The organism is Phycisphaerales bacterium (assembly GCA_016716475.1).
GTDB lineage: Bacteria > Planctomycetota > Phycisphaerae > UBA1845 > Fen-1342 > JADJWG01.
The window spans coordinates 1,405,596-1,426,017 of sequence record JADJWG010000001.1; the positions used below are offsets into that span (position 1 = coordinate 1,405,596).

A 20,422-nucleotide genomic window follows, 5' to 3' on the forward strand; every position below is an offset into this window, starting at 1 on the left:
CTACCACTCCCGCCCGGCCAAGCCGGACTCTCCGAAACGCCGCAACATTGCAACTTTGATGTCATCATCCGATAGTCCCTGCGTGAGCAGTTCGTTCACATAGCGCCGCAGTTCTTCGCCATCCGGGCACTGGGCCTCGATGATGGGGGTGCCGTGTGAACAGCGAATTCCGCGGAGCAGGGCGACCGCGCGCGGTGCCACCTGATTCAAACCGGATGCGCTCGGATGTGCCGTCGAACCGTGCTCGGCGCAACCACGTCCCAGGACCCAACCACCCAGTCCGGCTAATGCGACGAGCAGCACCGCGACGAGCACCATCAGTATACGGTTGGTGCGCAGCACTTGTTGGGTGGCGTCCAGAGGACGCGGGCCAATCGGATCAACGGGGGGCAGAGCCATTGCGACTCTCCTGGGTGACGTCCAGCAACTGGTGGAAGATATGAAATTGCATACGGTACCACTCGCGTTCGAGCGGATCCGGTGTCTTGTAGACTTGGCCCATGTACCGCCGGTTGAGCCACTCTGCCCCCGCCACAAATACGACCTGGCCGGAACCGACGTCTCGACGATGCACACTCAACGTGTGCGCCACGCGCGGCTGAACCGTGGCATCGATCCTGACAGAGTCAGCCCCGCTCACGCGCACACGGCCGGCACCGCCCGACACTTGCACGTCGAGTGCTTTCAGCAGGGTGATTGTCGCCGGTGCCAGGTACTGCGACGACTCGAACACGATCGCCCGGCCGCCTCCCTCGATGAACCTCCGAAGCTCGCGAAGCTGCTCGTCTGTCGGTGGCCGCGTCGGCAGGAGAAAGATACGGACGCCGGCCGGCAAGGCCTCGGGGCCGATGCCCGGCCCAAGCCGTGGCCGCAGGCCAAGCCGCACCAAGTTCAGGTAGAAGGCGTCATAGCTTCGATCGGAGTCGAAGACTTCGTACTCCAGACTGGATGGCAGGCGGTACGAGCAGATCACCTGATCCATCACCGCCCAGCGCGTGCGATCGGGGGGCGTTGGCTCCGGCGAGACCATGCGGGCCTGCGATGTGACAAACACACCGGCCGCCACATGCCCAGTCAGCAACCCGAGCGCAAGGCAAGTCACGATCCAACGCGAACGCGCTAGTACGCCGAGCCCGGCCGCCGCAGCTCCCAGCAACACTCCGAACCATCCGGCCCACACCAGCCCGTCACGCGCGCCCGCGTGGTAATTCAGAAACTCGGCTGAGCTGAGTGCAAACTCCGGGATGCCTGGCAGAAACATTGTGAAGTTGGAAAAAATCGTGCTGTCGCCAAAAGCTAGCACGCGCCCGGCGCCGTAAGCGCGGGCGGCCGCAATCAGGTACAACCCGAAGTCATCCTCGGGATCGGCCTTGATGTTCCCGAAGAAGTTGGTGTGGCCGTAGTCCACCATCTCACTGCCCATGCGGCGGCCGACCAGCACGGGGCGGGCATGGAGCGGTGCGGCGATTGTGCAGGTGGTCTGCAGCATGAAATGGTTCACACGCCCGACGGCTGGATGGCGCCCGAGCCATGGGGCGGCGTAGGGACTCGGCTGGCCGCTGGTCAGATCGAACGTATCGTCATGCCGGAAGTGGAAACCGAAGGGTGCCGCGGTCGGGTTGAGGAAGGTGCTCATGCCAAAGAGATTCGTGTGGTCCCCGTGCAGCCAGAGTCCGCCGCCGCGCTCGACAAAGCGCAGAATCGCCGCCTGCTCATCCGGGCGAATCGGTTGCAGGGGCGTCTTCAATAGAAAGACGTCCACATCGGCGAGCAGCGCATCGGAAATTGGTGCCTCCGTGTTGACACGTACATCGTAGAATTCGTCCAGCCAGTCGCGCAGCGAGGTGTAGGTATAGATCGTCCGTTCCCCCAGCGCCTCCTCGTCGAAAACGCCCGTAGTGACTTCCCAGAAATCGCTGTGCAGGTCGTTGATCAGAATTCGTCCCGGTTTCCGCGCGCCCTGCACTTCCCCGTACAGACACAGAGTCGCCCCCGCTGCTCCGGCCGCTGCCAATAGCCCAGCGCTCACCAGCAGAGCCGGCCGCGGCACCACCTTGGTGCGCCCATAGGAGAGTCGCGGCAGGCCGGCAGCGAGCAGCGGGACCAGCGGTAACAGTGAGACGAGCACGGTCCATGGGTTCCAGAAAATGGCGGGCAGCGCGAGTTCGGCCGCAAGCAGTCCCAGGAGCACCATCCGCACGATGGCATAAGCACAGATCAGCACAAACAGCGCAGGCAGCACCAGCCAACGGCGGCGCGCCAGCGTCAGGCCAAGTACAAGACCACCCGCGAGCACCTGCCCCAGCGGGTATACGCCGAACCGCTCCAGCGCCGGCCGGAGCAGGGTCGTGTTCCGCAACGTTTGCAGAGCCACCAGGGGGTCGCTGCCCACACTGCCCGACTCCAGACCGCGGGTCGCCTCCGGGTGGAGATCCTCAGTCGCGACCGCGTCCACCCCGAGCCCACTCCACAGGGCTGCCAGCGGCGCACTCAGGAAAGCGACTCGGTAAAAAGGCGCCACCCGCTCATAGCTCATGTGGAAAACCGCTTGCCCGGCGAACACACCGATCAGAAGTCCAGACGCCACCCCCAGACGCTGCCACCAAGGCGTGCGATCCTCCACAGCACGCCCGCGGAGCACCGCATCCAACAGGAGACAGACGGCTGCCAGTATGCCCAAGGCCAAGGCGTGCCCCGGACGCGGCGGTACGGTGAGCTCCACGACGTAGAGCCAGGCGACCGCCGCCAGCACCAGCCCGAGCCATGCAAGCATCAGTCACGCCCCCGCTGTGCGCGAAACTGTTCGAAGAGGTCGCGCAAGAGTTGGATGTTCCCTGGCCAATAGGCCTTTTCGGCCTCCAGGATCTTGTCATGCAGGAAGTACGAATCGCCGACGACGAGCGCGCCACCACGCCCAACGGCGCGAAAAACCAGCACGTCAAACGCGCCCACTTGATGCAGCACCTCCAGTGGAGCGCCACGCGTGACGACCGGCCAGGCCTCACGGAAGTGCGGGCGCTGCATGGCTTCGCGCAACTTCGCGATCGGATCGCCCGGTTCCTCAATGGGCACCGGACCGAGCGGCAGTCCCGCGATGTCGAGCTCCAGCAATCCGAGCAAACCTTCGGCACCGGCCTTTTCCTCAAAGCCAACGGTCAGCATCAGCAGGCCGCCTCGTTCAAGGAACATGCGCACCTGCGCAAGCTCCTCCGGCAGGTAGGGCCGCGTTGGCGCGATGACCACCAGCAACTCTGCCTGGGCCAGGGCGTCGGCGAGCGAATCGCCGCGGTGCAGCACCCGCGGAAGATACTGGTTCCGCGCAAGATTCAGCAGCAGGCCACCCACGGAACGATCGGTCCACGCCCCCAGTGAAAAACGATTAGCGTGCGCAGCATCGAGGTACGCGATCGGACGGGGACCGCTGAGGGGTGCCGGCGCCGGTTGAGTCAGTTGTGGCGCGGCCCACGCCAAGCCCGCAAGCGGCACCAGTACGGCAACCGCGGGTCGCAGACCAAGTGAGCCCCGGGCACCCCTCGATGCAAGCGTCGAGAACGCGATCAGCAGCAGGACAGCGCCGCCCTGACCATACCACATTGCAGGAGGCGCTCCATCCGTCAATGTACGGAAGGCGCGCACGAGCATGTCTGCGGAGTGCGGCAGGGCGATGTTCTGAAACGCGGAGGTATCACCGAACACCAACACACGCCCACGGCCATAGCCCGCCTCGGCCACGATGACCAGGTCAGACAGTTGTTCACGCAACTGATAACGGTAGTCACCCAGGAAGGCGTCCTCCGGCCGGGCACGGTTACCCAGATCGGAAAAGGACCAGCGCGCGTTGACCACCGGCCGCACACGTGGTCCGATCTCCAGTGATGCCCCCGTGCTGTGCTGCAGTTTCTCGTTGGCGTGATCCAGGCCGCGCACCAGCGGGTGCGGAAAGTACTCGCAGGCGTACGCCCACTGCGTCGCGGTGAAAGCCGAATCGAATCGGAAGCGGATGTCCACCGGTGCCAACAGGTGATTCAGAGGGTCGAGCGATCCGCCAATGTCGGTGTGGTCCCCCAGAACAAGCAAGCCGCCGCCCGCCGCCACAAACTCCCAGATCGCCCGCCAGGCATCGTTCTCGAAACGCTCGTCGGGATTGATAATCACGAGTACCGCGACCTGTCCGAGGCGTTCCGGCGTCAGGGGCTCACCCTCCGCCGTGACCTCGGCAACGAAGCCGACACTCCGAAGGTAGTGTGGCAATTGCCCGAACATGCCGGCCGACATCAACCCGAGCGCCTCGAACGATGGTTCGTTGAACGCCCGCAGATTTTCGGCCGCCCCCTGATAGAACAAGATGCGCTGCTCCGCAGGCAGGGGCCGCCCCCCGAGCCAGTGCGGGATCATCATGAGTACGGCACCGGCCACGACACAGGCGAGACCGAGCGGCGCTCCGATGAACGAGCGACCCGATCGTGGTGCGGGCGGGGACGCGGCCACCCTGACCGGTGGTGACGCAGAGCCCAGTCGCCACCATGGTTCGAGCAGCGCCACCCACAGTCCGCCTGCGATCAGCAGCAGCAGCGGCGAGTACAGGGCCATCACCGCGGTGGGTACTTCGGCTGCGAGATTCTGTTGCGGTTGTGAAGCCAGGGTACGCCCCGCGACCTGCATCATTCGGATTGCCAACCACGGTCCCTGTCCCAATTGGATCGCAGCCAGCACAATCACACCGCCCAGCCCCACCAGTGCGAGCCACCAGCGGTATCGCAGCAACGGCCACGCACGAAACAGGAGATAGCCGGCGAACGAGATACTCAGCAGCAGCCCACCCGTCGCAGCGCCTTGCTGGACGAAAGTACCCGCGCGTCTTCCGAGGCGTGTAGAGAGACTCAGACTCAGCGTTTGCCAGCCGTTCCAGGCCATCGGTACATGCCAGAGAACCAGCGCCAGCAGCAGATAAGCGGCGCTCATATGGCCCAGCGCGCGCAGCGCGCACCCGAGAACCGGTACGCGGCGCTCGATCAATCCTGTCACACCATAAAGATGCAGTGTCAGCCCCGCGAGCCAGACCGCCTGCCCCTGGGGTATGAGCAAGAGTGTGAGCCCCAAAAGCGCGACCAACCACGCGGCGGCCACGGCGCGGTGCTGGGGAGGGGGCAGCGGCACACCCGGCGGCCTCGCCGAGCGGCAGGCGGCCCCGCAGAGCACCCACACAACGACCAGCGCCAACAGCGCCCACGCGCGCCCTGACAACGGACTCACCGGGCCAAGATTGCCGGCCAGCAGGTGTAGCGCGGCGATGACGATGGGCACAACCACGTAACTGCGCGGCGGCATGGCTCTCCGAAGTGCGACCGGCGGAGCACCGACCGGGGTGCGTACAACTTAGCGGGACCGGAAGGTTACGTCATCCTCGGCGCCGACCGGCGTCAGCCACCGCAACGACTGCCGCCACAACTGGAGGGCCCGCTGCAACCACTTTGGCCCGTGCAGACACTCGAGACACCGGTACAGATGCTGTTCGCGCATGTGCTGATCGTCCCGCACCCGCTGCTGCCGCCGCAGGCACTGGCCGCACAAGCCGAACCTTCGATACAGGCCGACAATCCACAACTGCTCATCGCGCAGGCGCTGCCGTAGCACTGGCTGCCGAGGCACACGCTGCCGACACAGGCACTGGCGCCACAACCCGACCCGATGCACGCACTGCCGAGGCACCCGGTGCCCATGCAGGCGCTGCCGCCGCAGGCCGATCCGGCACAGGCACTGCCGAAGCACGCACTGCCGGCACAGGCACTGCCGCCGCAGCCGCTGCCGCCGCAGCCGCTGCCGGCACAGCCGCTGCCGCCGCAGCCGCTCGCGCCACAACCGCTTGCGATGCAGCCACTCAGACCGCAACCGCTGATGGCACAACCGCTGCCACCGCAGGCGCTGGCGGCACAGCCGCTGAGGGCGCTCAGACTGATCGGGTTCCAGATAAGCACTTCACCCGTGGGATCCATGTGATTGGACGGATCATTACCGACATAGATGTACTGGGTCGGGGCGAACTGCATCGTCGCAGAGCCGACCATCTGCCGAGCGGCGAAGAGCGGCGACATGTCGCGGTCGCCGGACGGCCCGCCGAGCGAACCGATCGGCAGACTGCGCTGGGCGTACGCCTCCATCGGGTCGAGCGACGTGAAGCGCCCGGCCCGGACACTGAGCTGTCGCTCGCGGAAGTAGTACTGGTTCGTCTCGGATTCCAGCCGCCGACCGGCGAAGCGAATCAGGTTGTCCACCGTCTCCGCGGTCTGGAACGGAGCCCCGAAACCCTCGTAGTCGTAGGCGTTGGCGACGTTGCCGGCGTTGTCGACCAATTGCAGCACCGAGTTCAGCCGGTTCTGGACATAGGCATAGTGCTGACCCGCGTTGAGCCGCCGCGCGATCAGTCCGTCGATGTGGCGGGCCAGCGTATACTTCACCTGGTCGCCATTCGGCAGCAACTCCCGGTCGACGTTGAGGTTGTCGTACTCGAACAGCGTGGTTTGTCCGTTCAGCGTGGTGGCGAGGCGCTTCCCGTCCGGCGCCAGCACGTGCGCGACGGTGTGGGTGGGCGTTTGCACCCCAACCACGCGACCGTCGGCATTATAGCTGTACGTAACCGTCTGACCGCCGCTGGTTTCACTGCTCAAGCAACCGTTCTGATCGTAGGTGTATTCGATGGTCGTCGGTGGGCCGCCGCCCCCGGGGGTCGTCGTCTCCGAGATCAACTGCCGGCCGGCATTGTAGGTGTAGACCGTCACGGTCCCGTCTTCGGTGGTCAGCGAGGTGCGATTGCCGGCGAGATCATACTCATAGACGCGTGTGTAGTAGGTGAGCGATTCGGACTCGTTCTTGCGTGTTTCACTGGTCATGCGCCCCAGTGCGTCATAGGTATAGCGCGTCACGCTCGCGTCAACCGTGTTATCCGGCAGCCGCATCCGCTGCACACTCCGCGTGACCCGCTGCATGAGGTCATACTCGTACACGGTGCTGGATACGAGCTGCGCACCGCGCTGCGTCTCCTGCACGAGCACATCCCCCACGCTGTTGTACTGGTACGTCGTCGTCAGTCCGCCGGGGCCGGTGCTGGCCACCAGTTGCCCGCCGAGGTTGTACGTGTTCGTCTGCAGCACGACCCCCCCCTCGCGCACCTCGGTGAGTTCGCCCGCCTGGTTGTAGCTGTACTCCGTCAGCACACCTTCGGGATCGAGCTTGGTTGCAACACGGCCGGAGGGGTGATACGTGTAGCTGTAGGTGCGGCTGCGGAGGTTGTCCGTCTCCGTGAGGATGCGGCCGTCGGCATCCCGCACATACGAGAAATCGAAGCCGGGCGCGAGCACCCGCGTGATCTCGTCAGCGAGATTGCGCTCCAGCACGACGGAAACGCCGCCCGGGTAGTTGATCTGCGTGAGCGCATTGCGCAGGTTATGTACGTAGGTTGTAACCTCGCCCTTCCCATTCGTCCGAGTCAGGATATTGCCCGCGCCGTCGAACGTGTAGCGTGTTTCCCGGCCGAGCCCGTCCCGTACCAAACGCAACTGTCCGATGGCGTCAAAGGTCTCCACAATCGTGTGGTTGCCTGCGTCGGTGACCGAAGTCGGCAGGCCGGCGGCGTCGAGCGTCGCCGACACCACCGCGCTCAGCGGCAACTGCGCCCCAATGGCCCGCATGGCACCATCGTAGAGATGCGTCGTCACATTCAGCAGCGGATCGGTCTGGGTCGCGATCTGGCCGTGCGAGGTGTAGGCATACGTGTACTCGGCGCCGTTCGGCCGCTGCATGGCCACCACCCGCCGCCACGGATCGAACTGCATCGTGGTCGTGCGGCCAAGCGGATCGGTGCGGCTGATCACGTTGCCGGCCGCGTCGTATACGTATGTTGTGACCCCACCGCGCGAATCCGTCTCGGTGAGCACGTTGCCGCGCCCGTCGTAGGTCATGGTGATTTGAAGGTCGCCGCCGGTCGATCGGCTCAACACGCGCCCGAGCGGGTCGTAGACGAAGAACGCCTCCTGCCCGGCGGGACTCTCGGTGCGGCTGAGGTTGTCCAACGCGTCGTAGTCCATGAGGGCCGTGCGATTGAGGGGGTCGGTACGGCTCGTCATCTGGCTGCGCGCGTTGTAGGTGTACTGCGTGCGGGCCTGCTGAGCGGTGCCCCACGCCACGAAGGACTCGATGATGCGTCCCTGCGGATCGTAGAAGAATTTGCTGACGGCCCCGCGCGGATTGGTGATCGTGTCCACCCGCCCATCGGCGTTGTAGGTGTACGTGGTGGTCTGGTTCAAGGCGTCGATCTGGGACAGCCGCCGACCGTTACCGTCATAGGTGAAACGGGTGATGCGGTTGGCTTCGTCCGTGATCTGTGTCAGGTGGTACATCGCGTTGTAGGTGAAGCGCATCCGGCCGCCCAGCGGGTTGCGAATCTCCGTGATGACGCCCTGCGAATCGAAGAAGAACTGCCATGTGACCCCGCGCTGGTTGTCTGTCTTGCGGGTTTCGGTGGCTGACGTGTAGGAGTAGGTGAAGTCCCCCTCGTCGCTGATCACGCGACTCGCCCGCCCCTGTGAATCGTAGGTCACTGCAAGCACGACTTCATTCAGCGGGCTGCGAATCTGCGTGATGCGATCATTGTCGTCCCAGAGATACGTCCACACATAACCGTCCGCATCCGTGAATGCCGTCAGTCGGCCAGTCTCGTCGTATTCGTAGAACACCTCCCGCCCGGTGAAGTCCGCCACCGCCGAGACAAAACCCGCGGCGTTATAGGCCAGCGTGAACGTGCGATTCCCGGGCAGCGTCACCGCCGCCGGGCGACCTTCGGCGTCGTAGCTGAAAGTCGCGCTGCGCCCGACGTGATCCGTGATCTGCAGCAACCGGGTGAAGTCGTCGAATTCCCACACGGCCTGGTCGCGCGTGATCAGACGATACCCGCCGACGACCTTCTCCAGTCGCTCGTTGCGCCCCAGCGACTGCGAATAGGTCTCGTCCGGTTGCTTGGTGAATACCGAGCGCTGCCCGTCCGGCCAGCGGAGAATGACCACCTCGTTCGTCAGGTTTCCCCGGAAGGTGGGAATCGCCATCATGTCGAAAAGCGAAACCATGCGCTTGCCGAAGAGTCCGACGTAGAACTCCTGGCTGAGGAACACGCGCTGCACCTGAAACTCGTCGAAAACAATGTCGTGCCGCATGTCAAGGAATTGGTGGTAAAGCTGCCCGGTGCGCACGAAGACCGGGGACCCCGAGCCGCTGCATGGATCACACTGCAACCCGGTGCACGGGTCGCAGTTCGGGCCCGTGCATGGCGGTCCCCAAGGCGTGTTCGGCTCGCCGATCCCCAGCGCCGGGTTGTCGTTGGCCCAGACCACGAGTGGGCCGAGCGCTGCGAGCATGGTCGTGACCAGCAGGGCACTCGCCCGTTGCGCATTGTTGCTGCACATCATCAGCTCTCCCGAAGGATTCGGCGCCGACCCGCGGCCGGCGCGTCACACATCCGCGCGCAGCGTCACTCACCGGGGCGCTAGTAGCGGATCTCCATGATACCTTCGCGTTCGATCGACGGATTCCCCGCCTGATCGACCGCGCGCAGCGACAGCCGGTAGTAACCGGGTGATACGTATACTCCGTCCGCGGTCCGGCCGTCCCAGAGGAACGTATTCACCCCGGCCGGCCGATTGGCGAAGCGGAAGGACCGCAGCGTGGCACCGTTGTCCATGCGGATAATGTCCACCGCTACCGAGGCCGGCGCGTTCAGTTCGTACAGAACTTCGGCTACCGCCGAACCCAGCGGCCGATCCGTCGGGCTCAGGCGTGTCGGCGTGATGAACACCGTGTGGATTGCGGGCTGGCCGCGCACCACCACCGCGTTGTCACCCAGCGTCCAGAGGTTCACGGTCCACAGGTACGTGCTCGCCGGAGCGAAATTGCCGTCCGAGGTCAGGCCGGACCAGTAGTACAGATAGTCACCGGCTCCCAGGGGCAGGTTGTCGAAGATCGTGGCCGTGCGATTCGTACCGCCCGGCAGGATGTACAGCGCAGCACGTGAGGACCGCGTGATCCGGAAGCGCATCGGTAACGGGTTGTTCGCGAGCGGATCGAACACGGTTACATCCGGCGGCAACTTCGCCGCGAACGAATGATTGCCTCCGGTCGTGTTCGCATCATCGAGCGTATCCGTCCGGCCGGGGTAGCTGTATTCCAGCACCGCGTAGTAAGCCCCGGGGCGCGCCACCTCGAACTCGTCATCGAGGCCGTTCCAGGGGTCGTCGTAGGTACCCGGCGCCCGCAAGACATGGTCAACCAGCGTACGAATCACCCGGCCGCGCTCAACCAATCCTCCCGGCCGAACCACATCCGGCGCACGGATGTACAGCCAGACGGTCGCGGGAGTCGTCAGCAGGGTGCGAACCGTCACCGTCTCCCCGTTCGCCGGTATGAGGGTGTCGCTCAGCAATTCAAGCGCGCCCGGCGCAAACGTCTCATGCGCCACGCGATCCACCGCCTGCAGACCGCTGTTGTCCGTCACGCGGAGCGTGGCCACCCGACGTCCGGCCGTGTCGAAAGTCCGGGTGGTGGCACCGGTCACCGCACTGGCGTAGTCCCACGCGCCATCGCTCTCGAAATCCCATTCGTACAGGACGATCGTCCCATCCGCATCACTGCCCGTCCCCACGAAATTCACCGTGAGCGGCAGGGCGCTCTGCACCGCCGATGCGATCGCCGTCGGGGCCCCGGCACCGGTGACGAGCAACTCCTGCTGAACGATCGGGTGCTCGATCACCGCTCCGGAAAGATGCGTCGCCCGGAAGCGCGGCCGGTAGATTCCTGGCAGCGCGTACACCCGGAGCGTATTGGGCTGGGTGGTGGAGGTGAAATCAGGCGTGAAGACGACGCCGTTGTAGTCGTAGTCCCATTCGTAGAGCACAATCGGGTCGTCGAGATTCGCCGCGATGCCATGCAGGAAGACAGTCAACGGCGCCCGCCCGTTGCTCGGTGAGACCGTGGCGTGGGTCTCCGTGACCGCCACGGTCAGCGTAGTCGTCGCGAGCGAGTTGTCACTGAGTTGCACACGGAAACGGATCGTGTGCAGGCCTTCCTCCAAAAACGTGAACTCGCGCAGATCAGGCCGCGGATCGACGATTTCGTACGTACCGTCGTTATTCCAGTCCCAGCTATACCACGCCGGGGCCGAGTCAGCCCAGACCACATCCGGGCGGAACGTGACCGTCAAGGGGGCAGGCCCGGTCCGCGGCGTGGCCGTCGGCAGCAGTGTCAGCCCAGACACCGTAAAGGTGCTCGACGCAGAGACTGCGTTCCCGAGAATGTCCGCAACCGTGATCTCCACGGTGTGGGGTCCGTCAGGCAAGGCCGTCTCTATCGGCAGAGCCGCTCCCGTAAACCCCCGCAGGAGGGACGCGGAGTAATCCGCTCCATTGAGCCGGGCGGTGATGGAGTTTACATCAATAGGCAGACCTACGGGGCGGTAATCGACCAGGATCACAGGCCGGCGGTCGCCGATCTGTGTGCCGTCCAGCGGAAACTGGATGAACAGCAGCGGATCCAAAGGCGAGCCCACAGAAGGGAAATTCTGCCGCCAGAGCAGCAGATCCGCCTGATCGACCACGCCATCGCCGTTGACATCGGCGTCGTTGAACCCACCGGGACCGGTCTGGCCAAAGGCGTTGCGGATCGCGATCAGATCACGCAGGTCCACGACCTGGTTGCCATCGGCATCGCCCGGCGGTTCCGCCAGAGTGACCGCGCTGCCCACCAGGGTGATTCCGATGCAGACTGCCAGCGCCCACGGTGTTTGTCCGCGCGGGCCGGCCTTCCAAGATGCTCGGTTCATGCCCAAGCTACCTCATCTCGGGCGGACTCGGTTCGACTAAACCGCCGAGCCCGCGACCCTTTTCGACCTTATCTATCTCCGCCGCCGCAGAACCAGCATCGCACCAAGCAGCCAGAGCACCGCTGCACCCGGCTCGGGCAGAAGCCCGGTCAATTGCACAAAGGTGCCGCCGCCGGACGTGTCGATCTGCGCCAGCGTGCCGTTGAAAGTACCGTAGTAAACGTTGACGCCATTCAGAATCAGCCGTGCCCCGGAATGTGTGAGCGTCAGCGTGCTCACGTACAGGGCATCATTTCCGGCTCCGTTACCCGGGTTATCCGCCAGATCGACAAGCCGCACATGGCCGTCGATGCCCGAGATCAGCAGGGTGCCCCAGGCGAAGTTGTTGGTCAGACCACCGATTCCGCTGCCGAGATCCACACCGGCCGCTTCCAGTTGAACCGGGTTGGCGACATTCGCGGCCGCACTCAGTTCCAGGATGGTGTTGCGGGAAGCGAAGGCGTTCGCCTGCGTGCTTTGGATGAGCACGTCTCCGGCCGTCAACAGGCGTGCTCCGCTGCTTGCGATGAGCGTCGCGTTCGGACCCAAACTCAACGGACCCGCGACATCCAGCGTCCGGTTCGCGAGGTCCATGGCGCCGTCGCTGGTGACAGCCGCATTGAAGTCCAGCAGGGCGGCACCCGAAAGATTCAGCACGCTGCCCGCGGCCGACGAGAAGGGACCGTTCGCAATCAGGCGACCATTGGCGGTGACGTTGATCTGACCGGAATTCGTAAGCCCTCCCGCAGTGACGGTCAATTCGCCGGCGCTGGTAATCGTCAGCGTGGAGCCACTATTCACAGTCATCGCCGCAGCCAGCGTGGAGCCGGTGCCGCTGATGAGGCCGGTGGCCCCGTTAGTGAGCGTGACGGTGTTGAAGAACGCATCCGCGTTCGAGAGCACCTCGAAGGCACTGCCGGCACCACTGGCACTCAGGGCGCCGACCCCACTCGGATTCGTGATCTGGGCAGTGCTGGACATGGTGATCTTGCTGCCCGCCGCGTGGGGGAGGGCTCGCAGAAGACCGTTGTTGAGCAGGTTCGCTGCGCTCAGGTTCAGGATGGCACCCTCCGCTTCCAGCGTACCCGCGTTCAAGCCGGCGCCGCGGATGATCAGCGATGTATTCGTGGCGCTGCCGCCTTGCCGGGCCCGAATCAGACCGTCGATCGTGTTGTTGTAGGCGCTGTCGAGGAACACGCTCTGGCTGTTGCCGGTCGAAGCGCTTTCGATGAGGCCACTGTTGCTGAGCGTGCCCGCGCCTCGCACGATGGTTCCGCTGCCGGAAATCGTGAGCCGACCGCGATCCGCACCGCTGCGCTGCAGGGCCACCTGGCCGTCCAACGTGGCGGTCGAGCCCGGCACTGTGACCGTACCTGTCGGCGCCACCGTCAACGCGTTGAACACCGTGCCGTTGTTGAGATCAAGGACACCCGAGGTAACGGTCACTGGTCCGCCCGCCAACTGCCCGGCCGAAGCCAGACTGAGCAGTGAACTCGCGCCGATGCTGAACGGTGTCACGACTTCGAGACGTGCTCCTGAAATCGAGACATCGCCACCGTTCAACAATGACATCCCACCCAGCCGCACATTCGCACCGCTCAAAAGCTCCAGCCGGCTCGCGTCACCGTCGACGGTCGCCGTACCACCGCCGGTAACGACCGCATTGCTCTGAAATCGCACGATCCGATCGCCCAGAGCGCGGACCTGCCCGCTGTTGTTGATCGAACCGCCCGTGAAGAGCAGGTTGCCGGTGCCGGTCCGTAGCACACCGCTGTTCGCGGTGGTCGGCGCGCTGATCTGGAGCCAGGCGGTGGTCGCACCGTTCGGCGGGCTTGCCACCACCTCGCCCTGGTTGATCAGCATCTTGCTGATCGTGGTCGTATTGGCGTTGTTGAATCCGCCGCCCTCGAACAGGCCGGCATTCGTGAAGGTGCCAGCTCCACTGAGCGCCGTGCCGTTGGTATTCAGCGTGAGAATGCCGCCGGCCGCGTTCAGCAGCACACCGTCATGCACGAGCGTGGTCGCCCCGCCCGTGACATCCAGGCGCCCGCCCGTCCCGATGGTCAGGGGCCCATCGATGCGCGACGCGCCGGCAGTGGCTTCGATCCTTCCGCCGCCGGCGACCTGCACATTGGAGGTGACGTTGCCCGTCTGCAGACTCAGTACGCCTCCGACCGTCGTGCTCGGCGTCAACAGCCGAGCGCCGGCACTTACGGTGACCGCACTCGGCGTTGCCCAGCTCAGGGGAGACGCGACGTGCAGCAGCGTGTTCGTACCCGTCGCTGTGACAGCCCCCCCGTTCAACAGGGCCAGCGCGTCGAACGTAGCCACGCTGGTCGATGTCAGTTCGAGCCGGCTGCCGGCACCCTCCACGGTGGCCGTGCCGCCACCGCTGACGAATGCGGCGGTACTGAGCAAACGCCCGCCATTGCGCGCCAGCCACTGGCCGCCCTGGTTCGTTACGACGAGGTTGTTCAGATCCAGCGTGGCCGCATCCGCTTCAAGCAGTCCGTGGTTGGTGATGTTGCCGGTCAGGCGAAACGTGGTGTTGGCGACACCGTTGTTGCTGAAGGCGCGAACGACGCCCCCCGTCAGGTTGTGGATCTCGTTCGCGAACGTCGTGACATTGTTCGCCGTGGGAGCCCCCCCCTCGATCACACCACTATTCTCGAAACTGCCGACACCGTCCAGAACGACGTTGTTTCCGAGCAGTCGAAAGCGGCCCGCCGTGTCGGCCCCGGTCCGGGCCACACTGACGGTTTGGTCGAAGAAGGCCGTGCCGCTCGTGATCTGCACCTGGCCTGTGGCGCCGATGCTCACCGGCGCGTACAGCCGGGCGGCCCCGTTGGCAAGCAGCGTTCCCTCCACTGCCACGCCTGGGCCTTCCAGCCGGGCGCTGGTTTGCGCTGTCAACTGGCTGCCGGGGGCAATCTGGACCTGACTGACCAAGCGCGAACCGGCATCCGTCAAGAGGGCGTTCGCACCATTCACAAGCTCAAACAGAGCGGGTTGGATGACGGCGCCACCACTCACCTCGACGAGGGCACCGGCACCATCGCCTCGGATCACGCCGTTGCCTTGGAGCGTCGCACCGCCGACAAAACGCAATTGCCGACCGGCCAGCGCGCGGGCCACACCGTGGTTGACAACCTGGGCCCCTTCCAACCAGAGATTGCCACCCTCAGCTTCGAGGACCCCGAAATTCGTGACCGCGCCGGAAAGGCGGAAGTGCGAGTTCGTCACAGCCCCGGGGGCGAACGCGCGCACCACTCCATCGACCTCATTCCACACGGGCAAGTCAAGGAAGGTGCTGCCGCCGCTGGTGGGCGAGCCCCCCTCGATCAGACCGTTGTTGTAGACCACCGCCCCACCATTGAAGCGCACGGTCGAGGTCACGAGCGACAGGCGGCCGAAAGCATCACCAAACCGCTCGACATGCAACACCCCGTCGAGCGTTCCGACCCCGCTGTCACCGCGGAGCTGTCCGCCCGGGCTGACGGTCACCGGCCCTTCGACCCGCGCGCCCGTCTGCAACGTCAACATACCATCGATGCGGAGATCGCCGACGGTGGCGCGCGTATTCGCCCCGGTCACCAACCCGGTCGTTCCGGGCGTGATGTGTACAAGCCCGTCGCCGTCCCACTGTGCGGCATCCCGCAGCGAAAAGCTGCCGCCCGGGAGCGTCCGGAGAGTTCCGCGGTTGGTCACCTGTGCACCCGTGAAGTACAGTTCGGAACCGTCCGCTTCGATCAGGCCGTGGTTGTCAATCCGCCCCGAGACCTGCAGCCGTGTGCCCGTGAATGCTCCACTCTGTCGGGCACGAATGATGCCGTCCGTTTCGTTGCGCACCGTGCTGAACAGATACGTTACGCCGTTGGTGCTCGTGGCTACTCCTTCGAGCAGGCCCCCGTTGGAGACCACGCCGCCACCGCCCAATCCCGCGCCACTGCCCTGCAGTGTAAACATGGCGCCCGGTCCGATGTTCACGCTCTGCTCGAACCGCGCCGGAAAGCTCACATTGGGATAGGTGGAGCGCGCGCTGGCCGTGGAGGTCAACGTCACGGGTGCGGTCACCGTCCCCCGTGACGACACGAACTGGCCGGCAACGGTCACGTGCGAACCCGCCAGAACGCCCTGTTCCGCAACCGTCACCGTTGAACCCAGCGGTACCGTGAGCGGTGCGGTCAGTCGGCTGCCTGCCCCGGTGACCAGCGCACCAGCGCCGTTCAGCAGTCCAACGCTGCTGAACTCGGCCGTACTCGCACCCGAAACCTCGAGCATGTTGAGAGGCCCGTCGATGACGGCGTGTCCTCCCTGGTTCTGCACGTTTGCGCCGCCCGCGATCAGTACCTTGCTGGCCACGTCCGGATGCGGAGCCGCGCGCAGCGTACCGGCATTCAGCACCGTGTTACCCGCCACCTGCACGTTCGCACCCACGCCCTCCAGCAGTCCAAAGTTCTCAATCGGCCCGGTCAGACTGAACGTGGTGTTCAGCGTGGCCCCGTTCCGAATGGCACGCACGACCCCTCCGGTTTCGTTACGCAATCCTTTCGCGAGCGTGACGCTTGTGTTGTTCGTCGTGGCGCCACCTTCGATCAGGCCCGCATTGAAAACGGTCCCCGCGCCGGCCAGGGTCACGTTGTTCGCCAGCAGCGCCAACCGTCCCGGATCGGCCCGCGTCCCGGCTTGCAGAGTCAGGTCACCGAGTTGCGTACCTGTTCCCGAGTTCATCAGCAGTCGTCCGCCAGGACGCAACGTCGTGTTGGCCTCGAGCGTACCGCTGCCGGTCAGGTTGACGGTGCCATCAACCAGCAGGGAGTCGGCGCGGAAGCGCCCGCTCGTCACGATGTTCAGTGTCCCCGCCGGACCGAGCGTCGTGGCGCCGGTGGCCGCGACGAGCGAGTTGGCGCCGGTGACCGTGCCGCCCGCATTGTTCGCCAGCGTGAGCGCTCCGAACTCCACCTGGGCCGCCGCGCTGACCTCAAAGCTGCTGCCTGGGCCGCTGAGCACCGTCGCGCCACCCTGGTTGAACATTCTGGCGTTGTTGAGGAAGATCAGTCGGCTGCCGGCCGGGTTGTCGACCGCGCGCAACGTGCCGCGGTTGGTGAACTGGGAGGCGACTCCATTGAAATAGAGATTGGCACCATCGGCCTCGAAAAGACCCTGGTTGTCCACGGTGCTCAGCACCTGCAGGAACGTGTTCGTCGCCGCACCGTTCTGAAACGACCGTACGACGCCCCCCGCCAGATTCGTCACGGGTTTATCGAGAAATGTGCTCGATCCGTTGCTGGTCGCTCCGCCCTCCATCCATCCGCTGTTGACGACGGTGCCGCTACCGCCGAAACGCGCATTGTTCGTCCGCAACGCGAAAGTCGAGCCCGCCGGGATCGTTGTCGTTCCCGACACATTCAGCGTGCTGCTGCCAAGTAGCGTGATGATGCGGTCACCTTCCCAGGTCAGCGGCCCCGTCAGCGTGTTCGTTCCGGTCGTGACTTCGAACCCAGCGTTCGGCAGCAGATGCAGCCCGCCGACGATCTGTCCGCCACGGTAGCGCACTGTCCCCCCCACCGTGACCAGCCCCGCCGTCTCCAGCCGGCTGCCACCGGTGAGGTCGACGAGAGAACCCGCGGCCGTTTGTGTCAGTGCCGGCATGCGCAGGACGGCGCTGGCACCGGACAGGTTCACCGCACTGTTGCCGCCCAGACTCGTGGTCTGGTCGATCTGGAGCAAGGCGTTCGTAACATTCACGGTGCTGCTGGTCGGCAGCGCGAGCGGCCCGGTCGCCAGTAGGTCGGAACCGGTCAGCACATTCAGCGTGCTACCGTGCGCCGACCACGCCGCCAGACCGAGCTGCGTGCGTGGGCCCTGCTTGCGATAATTCTCAAACCGCAACTCACCTCCGACACCATTCCATTGCATCTGCAACTGCGCAATGGTGGCATCGACATTTGTGAACCGCAGGTCGCCGCCGTTTCGCAATTCCGCCGACAGGGGCCCGCCGGTTTGGAACCACGTGGCGTTGGCAACGTTGAGATCCCCGCCATCGACGAAGAGCTGTCCGCCCTGGCTGTAGATCTCCCCGTTCAGATTGAACGTGGCGGTGTTCACCGGCCGCGAAACCGCGAACAACGTACCTCCGCTGTTGTGGAGCTCACCGTCGAACGTCATCGTGGCCGTTCCGGCGCCATCGTCACGTACGCCCAGCATGCTGGTGGCATCGAGGGATGCCACCACCTGCCGCAGGGCCGAAGTGCCGGTCAGCACAGTCGCCCGGCTAGAGTCGTGCAGGTCGAGCACACCCCCGAGCAGCCCGTGGTTGTTCGCGAACTCGATCTCCCCGCTATTCGCGTATAGCGTTCCGATGTTCTGTACCAGACCGTTTGTGGCGGCGAACCGCAGCTTGCCGCTCTCGGCCCGCAGGCCGCTCTGCGGCAAGTTCGTCAGAATCCGCGCGTTTCCGCTGAAGACAACCGTACCACCGCCGACCGCCGCAATGTCGCCCGAATTCAGTACATTCTGATCGATGGCCAACTGAGCTCCACCGACACTCTCGATCTGAGCTCCGGCAGCATTCGTGAGCCAGTTGCCGGTGATCGTCGAAAGACTGCCGCCGCTTGCCCGAACCACGCCTTCATTCGTCCAGAGATTGACCCGGATGTCAAGATTCCCAGAGCGTCCCCACAACTCGCCCGAGTTGGTCAATTCACCCGTTTCGATCGTCAACGTCCGGAGCGGCACATCCGCATCGATCAGCCCGTGATTCACCAACCGTCCGGCGCCGCGCAAAATACCCGCGCCACCATGAATCCGGTGATCGGCCGCGTTGGTCAGTGTCGCGCCCGCGGTGACTTCCACCGCCGGGCGTTGCGTGGTACCCATCTGGGAGGAGGCGAAATACAACTCGCCACCACCGCTCAGCGTGAGATCCTGCAAGACCCGGAGCGTCGCGGTGTTCGCGCCGCTCGTACCATTGCCGACCCAGAACGTGCTTGTGTTCAGCACGTCGTGTGTAAGCTGCAGCGACCCGGCCTCCACCCAGGCAAAGCCGGTGTTGTGCAGGCGGCCCGAAAGAGTCGATGTCCCGCCGTGGCTCACCCGCAATGAGCCGGAATTGCTCAATCCGGCCGGGTCCAGCACCGTCAAAGTATTCCCCGCCATGAACCAGAGCGTGCCCGCGTTGCTGACCGTGTCCACCGTGGCGCTCAGGTCAATGGAGACGTCGGACGCCGGGTTCGTGATGAACACGTTCCACGTGCTGCCACCACCGTTGTCCGGTACCGCCCCACCGCTCCACGCGCCGGCGTTGCTCCAGAGACCAGTGCCCCCTTGCCAAGTGGTGATCGTGCCCCCCGGCGCCATGGCAGCCAGCACCGCACAAACCCAACCGGCTGCCCACCGTCCGCGCCAATGTCCGCGGTCATTGCGTCGTCGCGCCATCACCACTTCCTCCTCCGGTCACTCCGCTGGAAACACTGGAGCTCCAACAATTCGCTGCATGCACTCCATCGCATTTCCGTTGTCGGACAGCCCGCTGCACCCGTCGGCCGCTCAGTCCCACTGCGCCCGAAGTCCTGTGCTCTTGCCACTTACCGCGTGGTTCCGAAGACGGCCTGGAACAAGGCGAAATCCGACATGTCCACATCACCGTCGCCTTCAAGGTCCGCCAAACTGAAGTTGAGCGGCGAGCAGCCCGGCGGCGGGAATCCGACGAACGGGCCGTTCAGGCAGCCCGCCAAGGCCGTAAAGTCCACGAAATTGACCACCCCGTCGCCGTTCAAATCACCGAACAACCCCGCGCCGACAAATACCTGCACCTGCCCTGTGCCGATGGCCGCATGCTCGAACAACTTTCCGTGCGGTGCCTGGGTCGTATGCACCGCGCTCACCTCCGACAACACAATGGTCAAGACGCCGGTGCCGGAGGGGACAATCGTGATTTCCTCAATCAGGACACCCGCTCCGGGCGCGAGACCATCCCCCGCACTGCCCGGCAGGCCGCCGAAATCGTTGTCGTAGGCCACTTCACGCACCGCGGCAGACTTCAAGTCGTGCGGCAAGTTGGCTTGAAAGGGGTTTTGCGATGTGCGCGAGACGTACGTGAGTCCGTTGGGTCCGGTGGGATTGAGCGAGCGCGCGGTCAACAGCGCCCCCGGTGCCCCGGCAGCGCTGAGCCGGAAGGCGATCCCGGAGAGCCGCGTATCGAATGTGGCCCGCACTTCCAGAGTAATAGGCGTCCCGGGCGTAACCTGCATGGGGCCGGGATTGACGAGGGAAACAGTGACGGATGCGCCCCACGCGGACGCGTTGAACATGCCGCCCAGCAATGCCACAGCGAGAGCGGTTACGACAAGTGCTTGAGCACGAGCCATCTTACACGCCTCCATCGGGTGCCTCGGCCGAACATCAGATGGGATGGAAGCCGGGCTCGAACACCTAGAGCCGGCTTGCTCCCTTCGAAGTGCTCCTGTTTAGAAACGTAACTCGCGCATGGGGCAGAGTCAAATCGTGCGCGTTTACGGCCAC

At 64.8% G+C, this 20,422-nt stretch carries 7 protein-coding genes; all 7 read right to left on the reverse strand.

The features are described from left to right. The 7 genes from IPM18_05845 to IPM18_05875 all read right to left on the reverse strand — a co-directional run bounded on the left by IPM18_05845 (position 1) and on the right by IPM18_05875 (position 20,268). Entirely contained in the window at positions 1–399 is a 399-nt protein-coding gene (locus IPM18_05845; GenBank protein MBK9119109.1) for a hypothetical protein, read from the reverse strand. Next, the gene (locus tag IPM18_05850) at positions 380–2,773 is read right to left on the reverse strand and encodes a hypothetical protein (protein MBK9119110.1); all 2,394 of its coding nucleotides are present in this window, start codon (positions 2,771–2,773) and stop codon (positions 380–382) included. Before IPM18_05850 ends, IPM18_05845 begins: the two co-directional genes overlap by 20 nt. Then, on the reverse strand, positions 2,773–5,328 hold the full coding sequence (locus tag IPM18_05855; GenBank protein MBK9119111.1) for a hypothetical protein: 2,556 nt from the start codon (positions 5,326–5,328) through the stop codon (positions 2,773–2,775). The genes IPM18_05850 and IPM18_05855 overlap by 1 nt, the downstream gene beginning before the upstream one ends. A 92-nt stretch (positions 5,329–5,420) precedes the next feature. Further along, positions 5,421–9,455, reverse strand: a complete 4,035-nt coding sequence (locus IPM18_05860) for a hypothetical protein (GenBank protein ID MBK9119112.1) — start codon at positions 9,453–9,455, stop codon at positions 5,421–5,423. 77 nt (positions 9,456–9,532) lie between these two features. Then, the gene (locus IPM18_05865) at positions 9,533–11,860 is read right to left on the reverse strand and encodes a hypothetical protein (protein MBK9119113.1); all 2,328 of its coding nucleotides are present in this window, start codon (positions 11,858–11,860) and stop codon (positions 9,533–9,535) included. Between the two features lie 72 nt (positions 11,861–11,932). Then, positions 11,933–19,336, reverse strand: a complete 7,404-nt coding sequence (locus IPM18_05870; protein ID MBK9119114.1) for a hypothetical protein — start codon at positions 19,334–19,336, stop codon at positions 11,933–11,935. Positions 19,337–19,485: 149 nt separating this feature from the next. Then, entirely contained in the window at positions 19,486–20,268 is a 783-nt protein-coding gene (locus IPM18_05875; GenBank protein ID MBK9119115.1) for a dockerin type I repeat-containing protein, read from the reverse strand. Positions 20,269–20,422 lie beyond the last annotated feature (154 nt).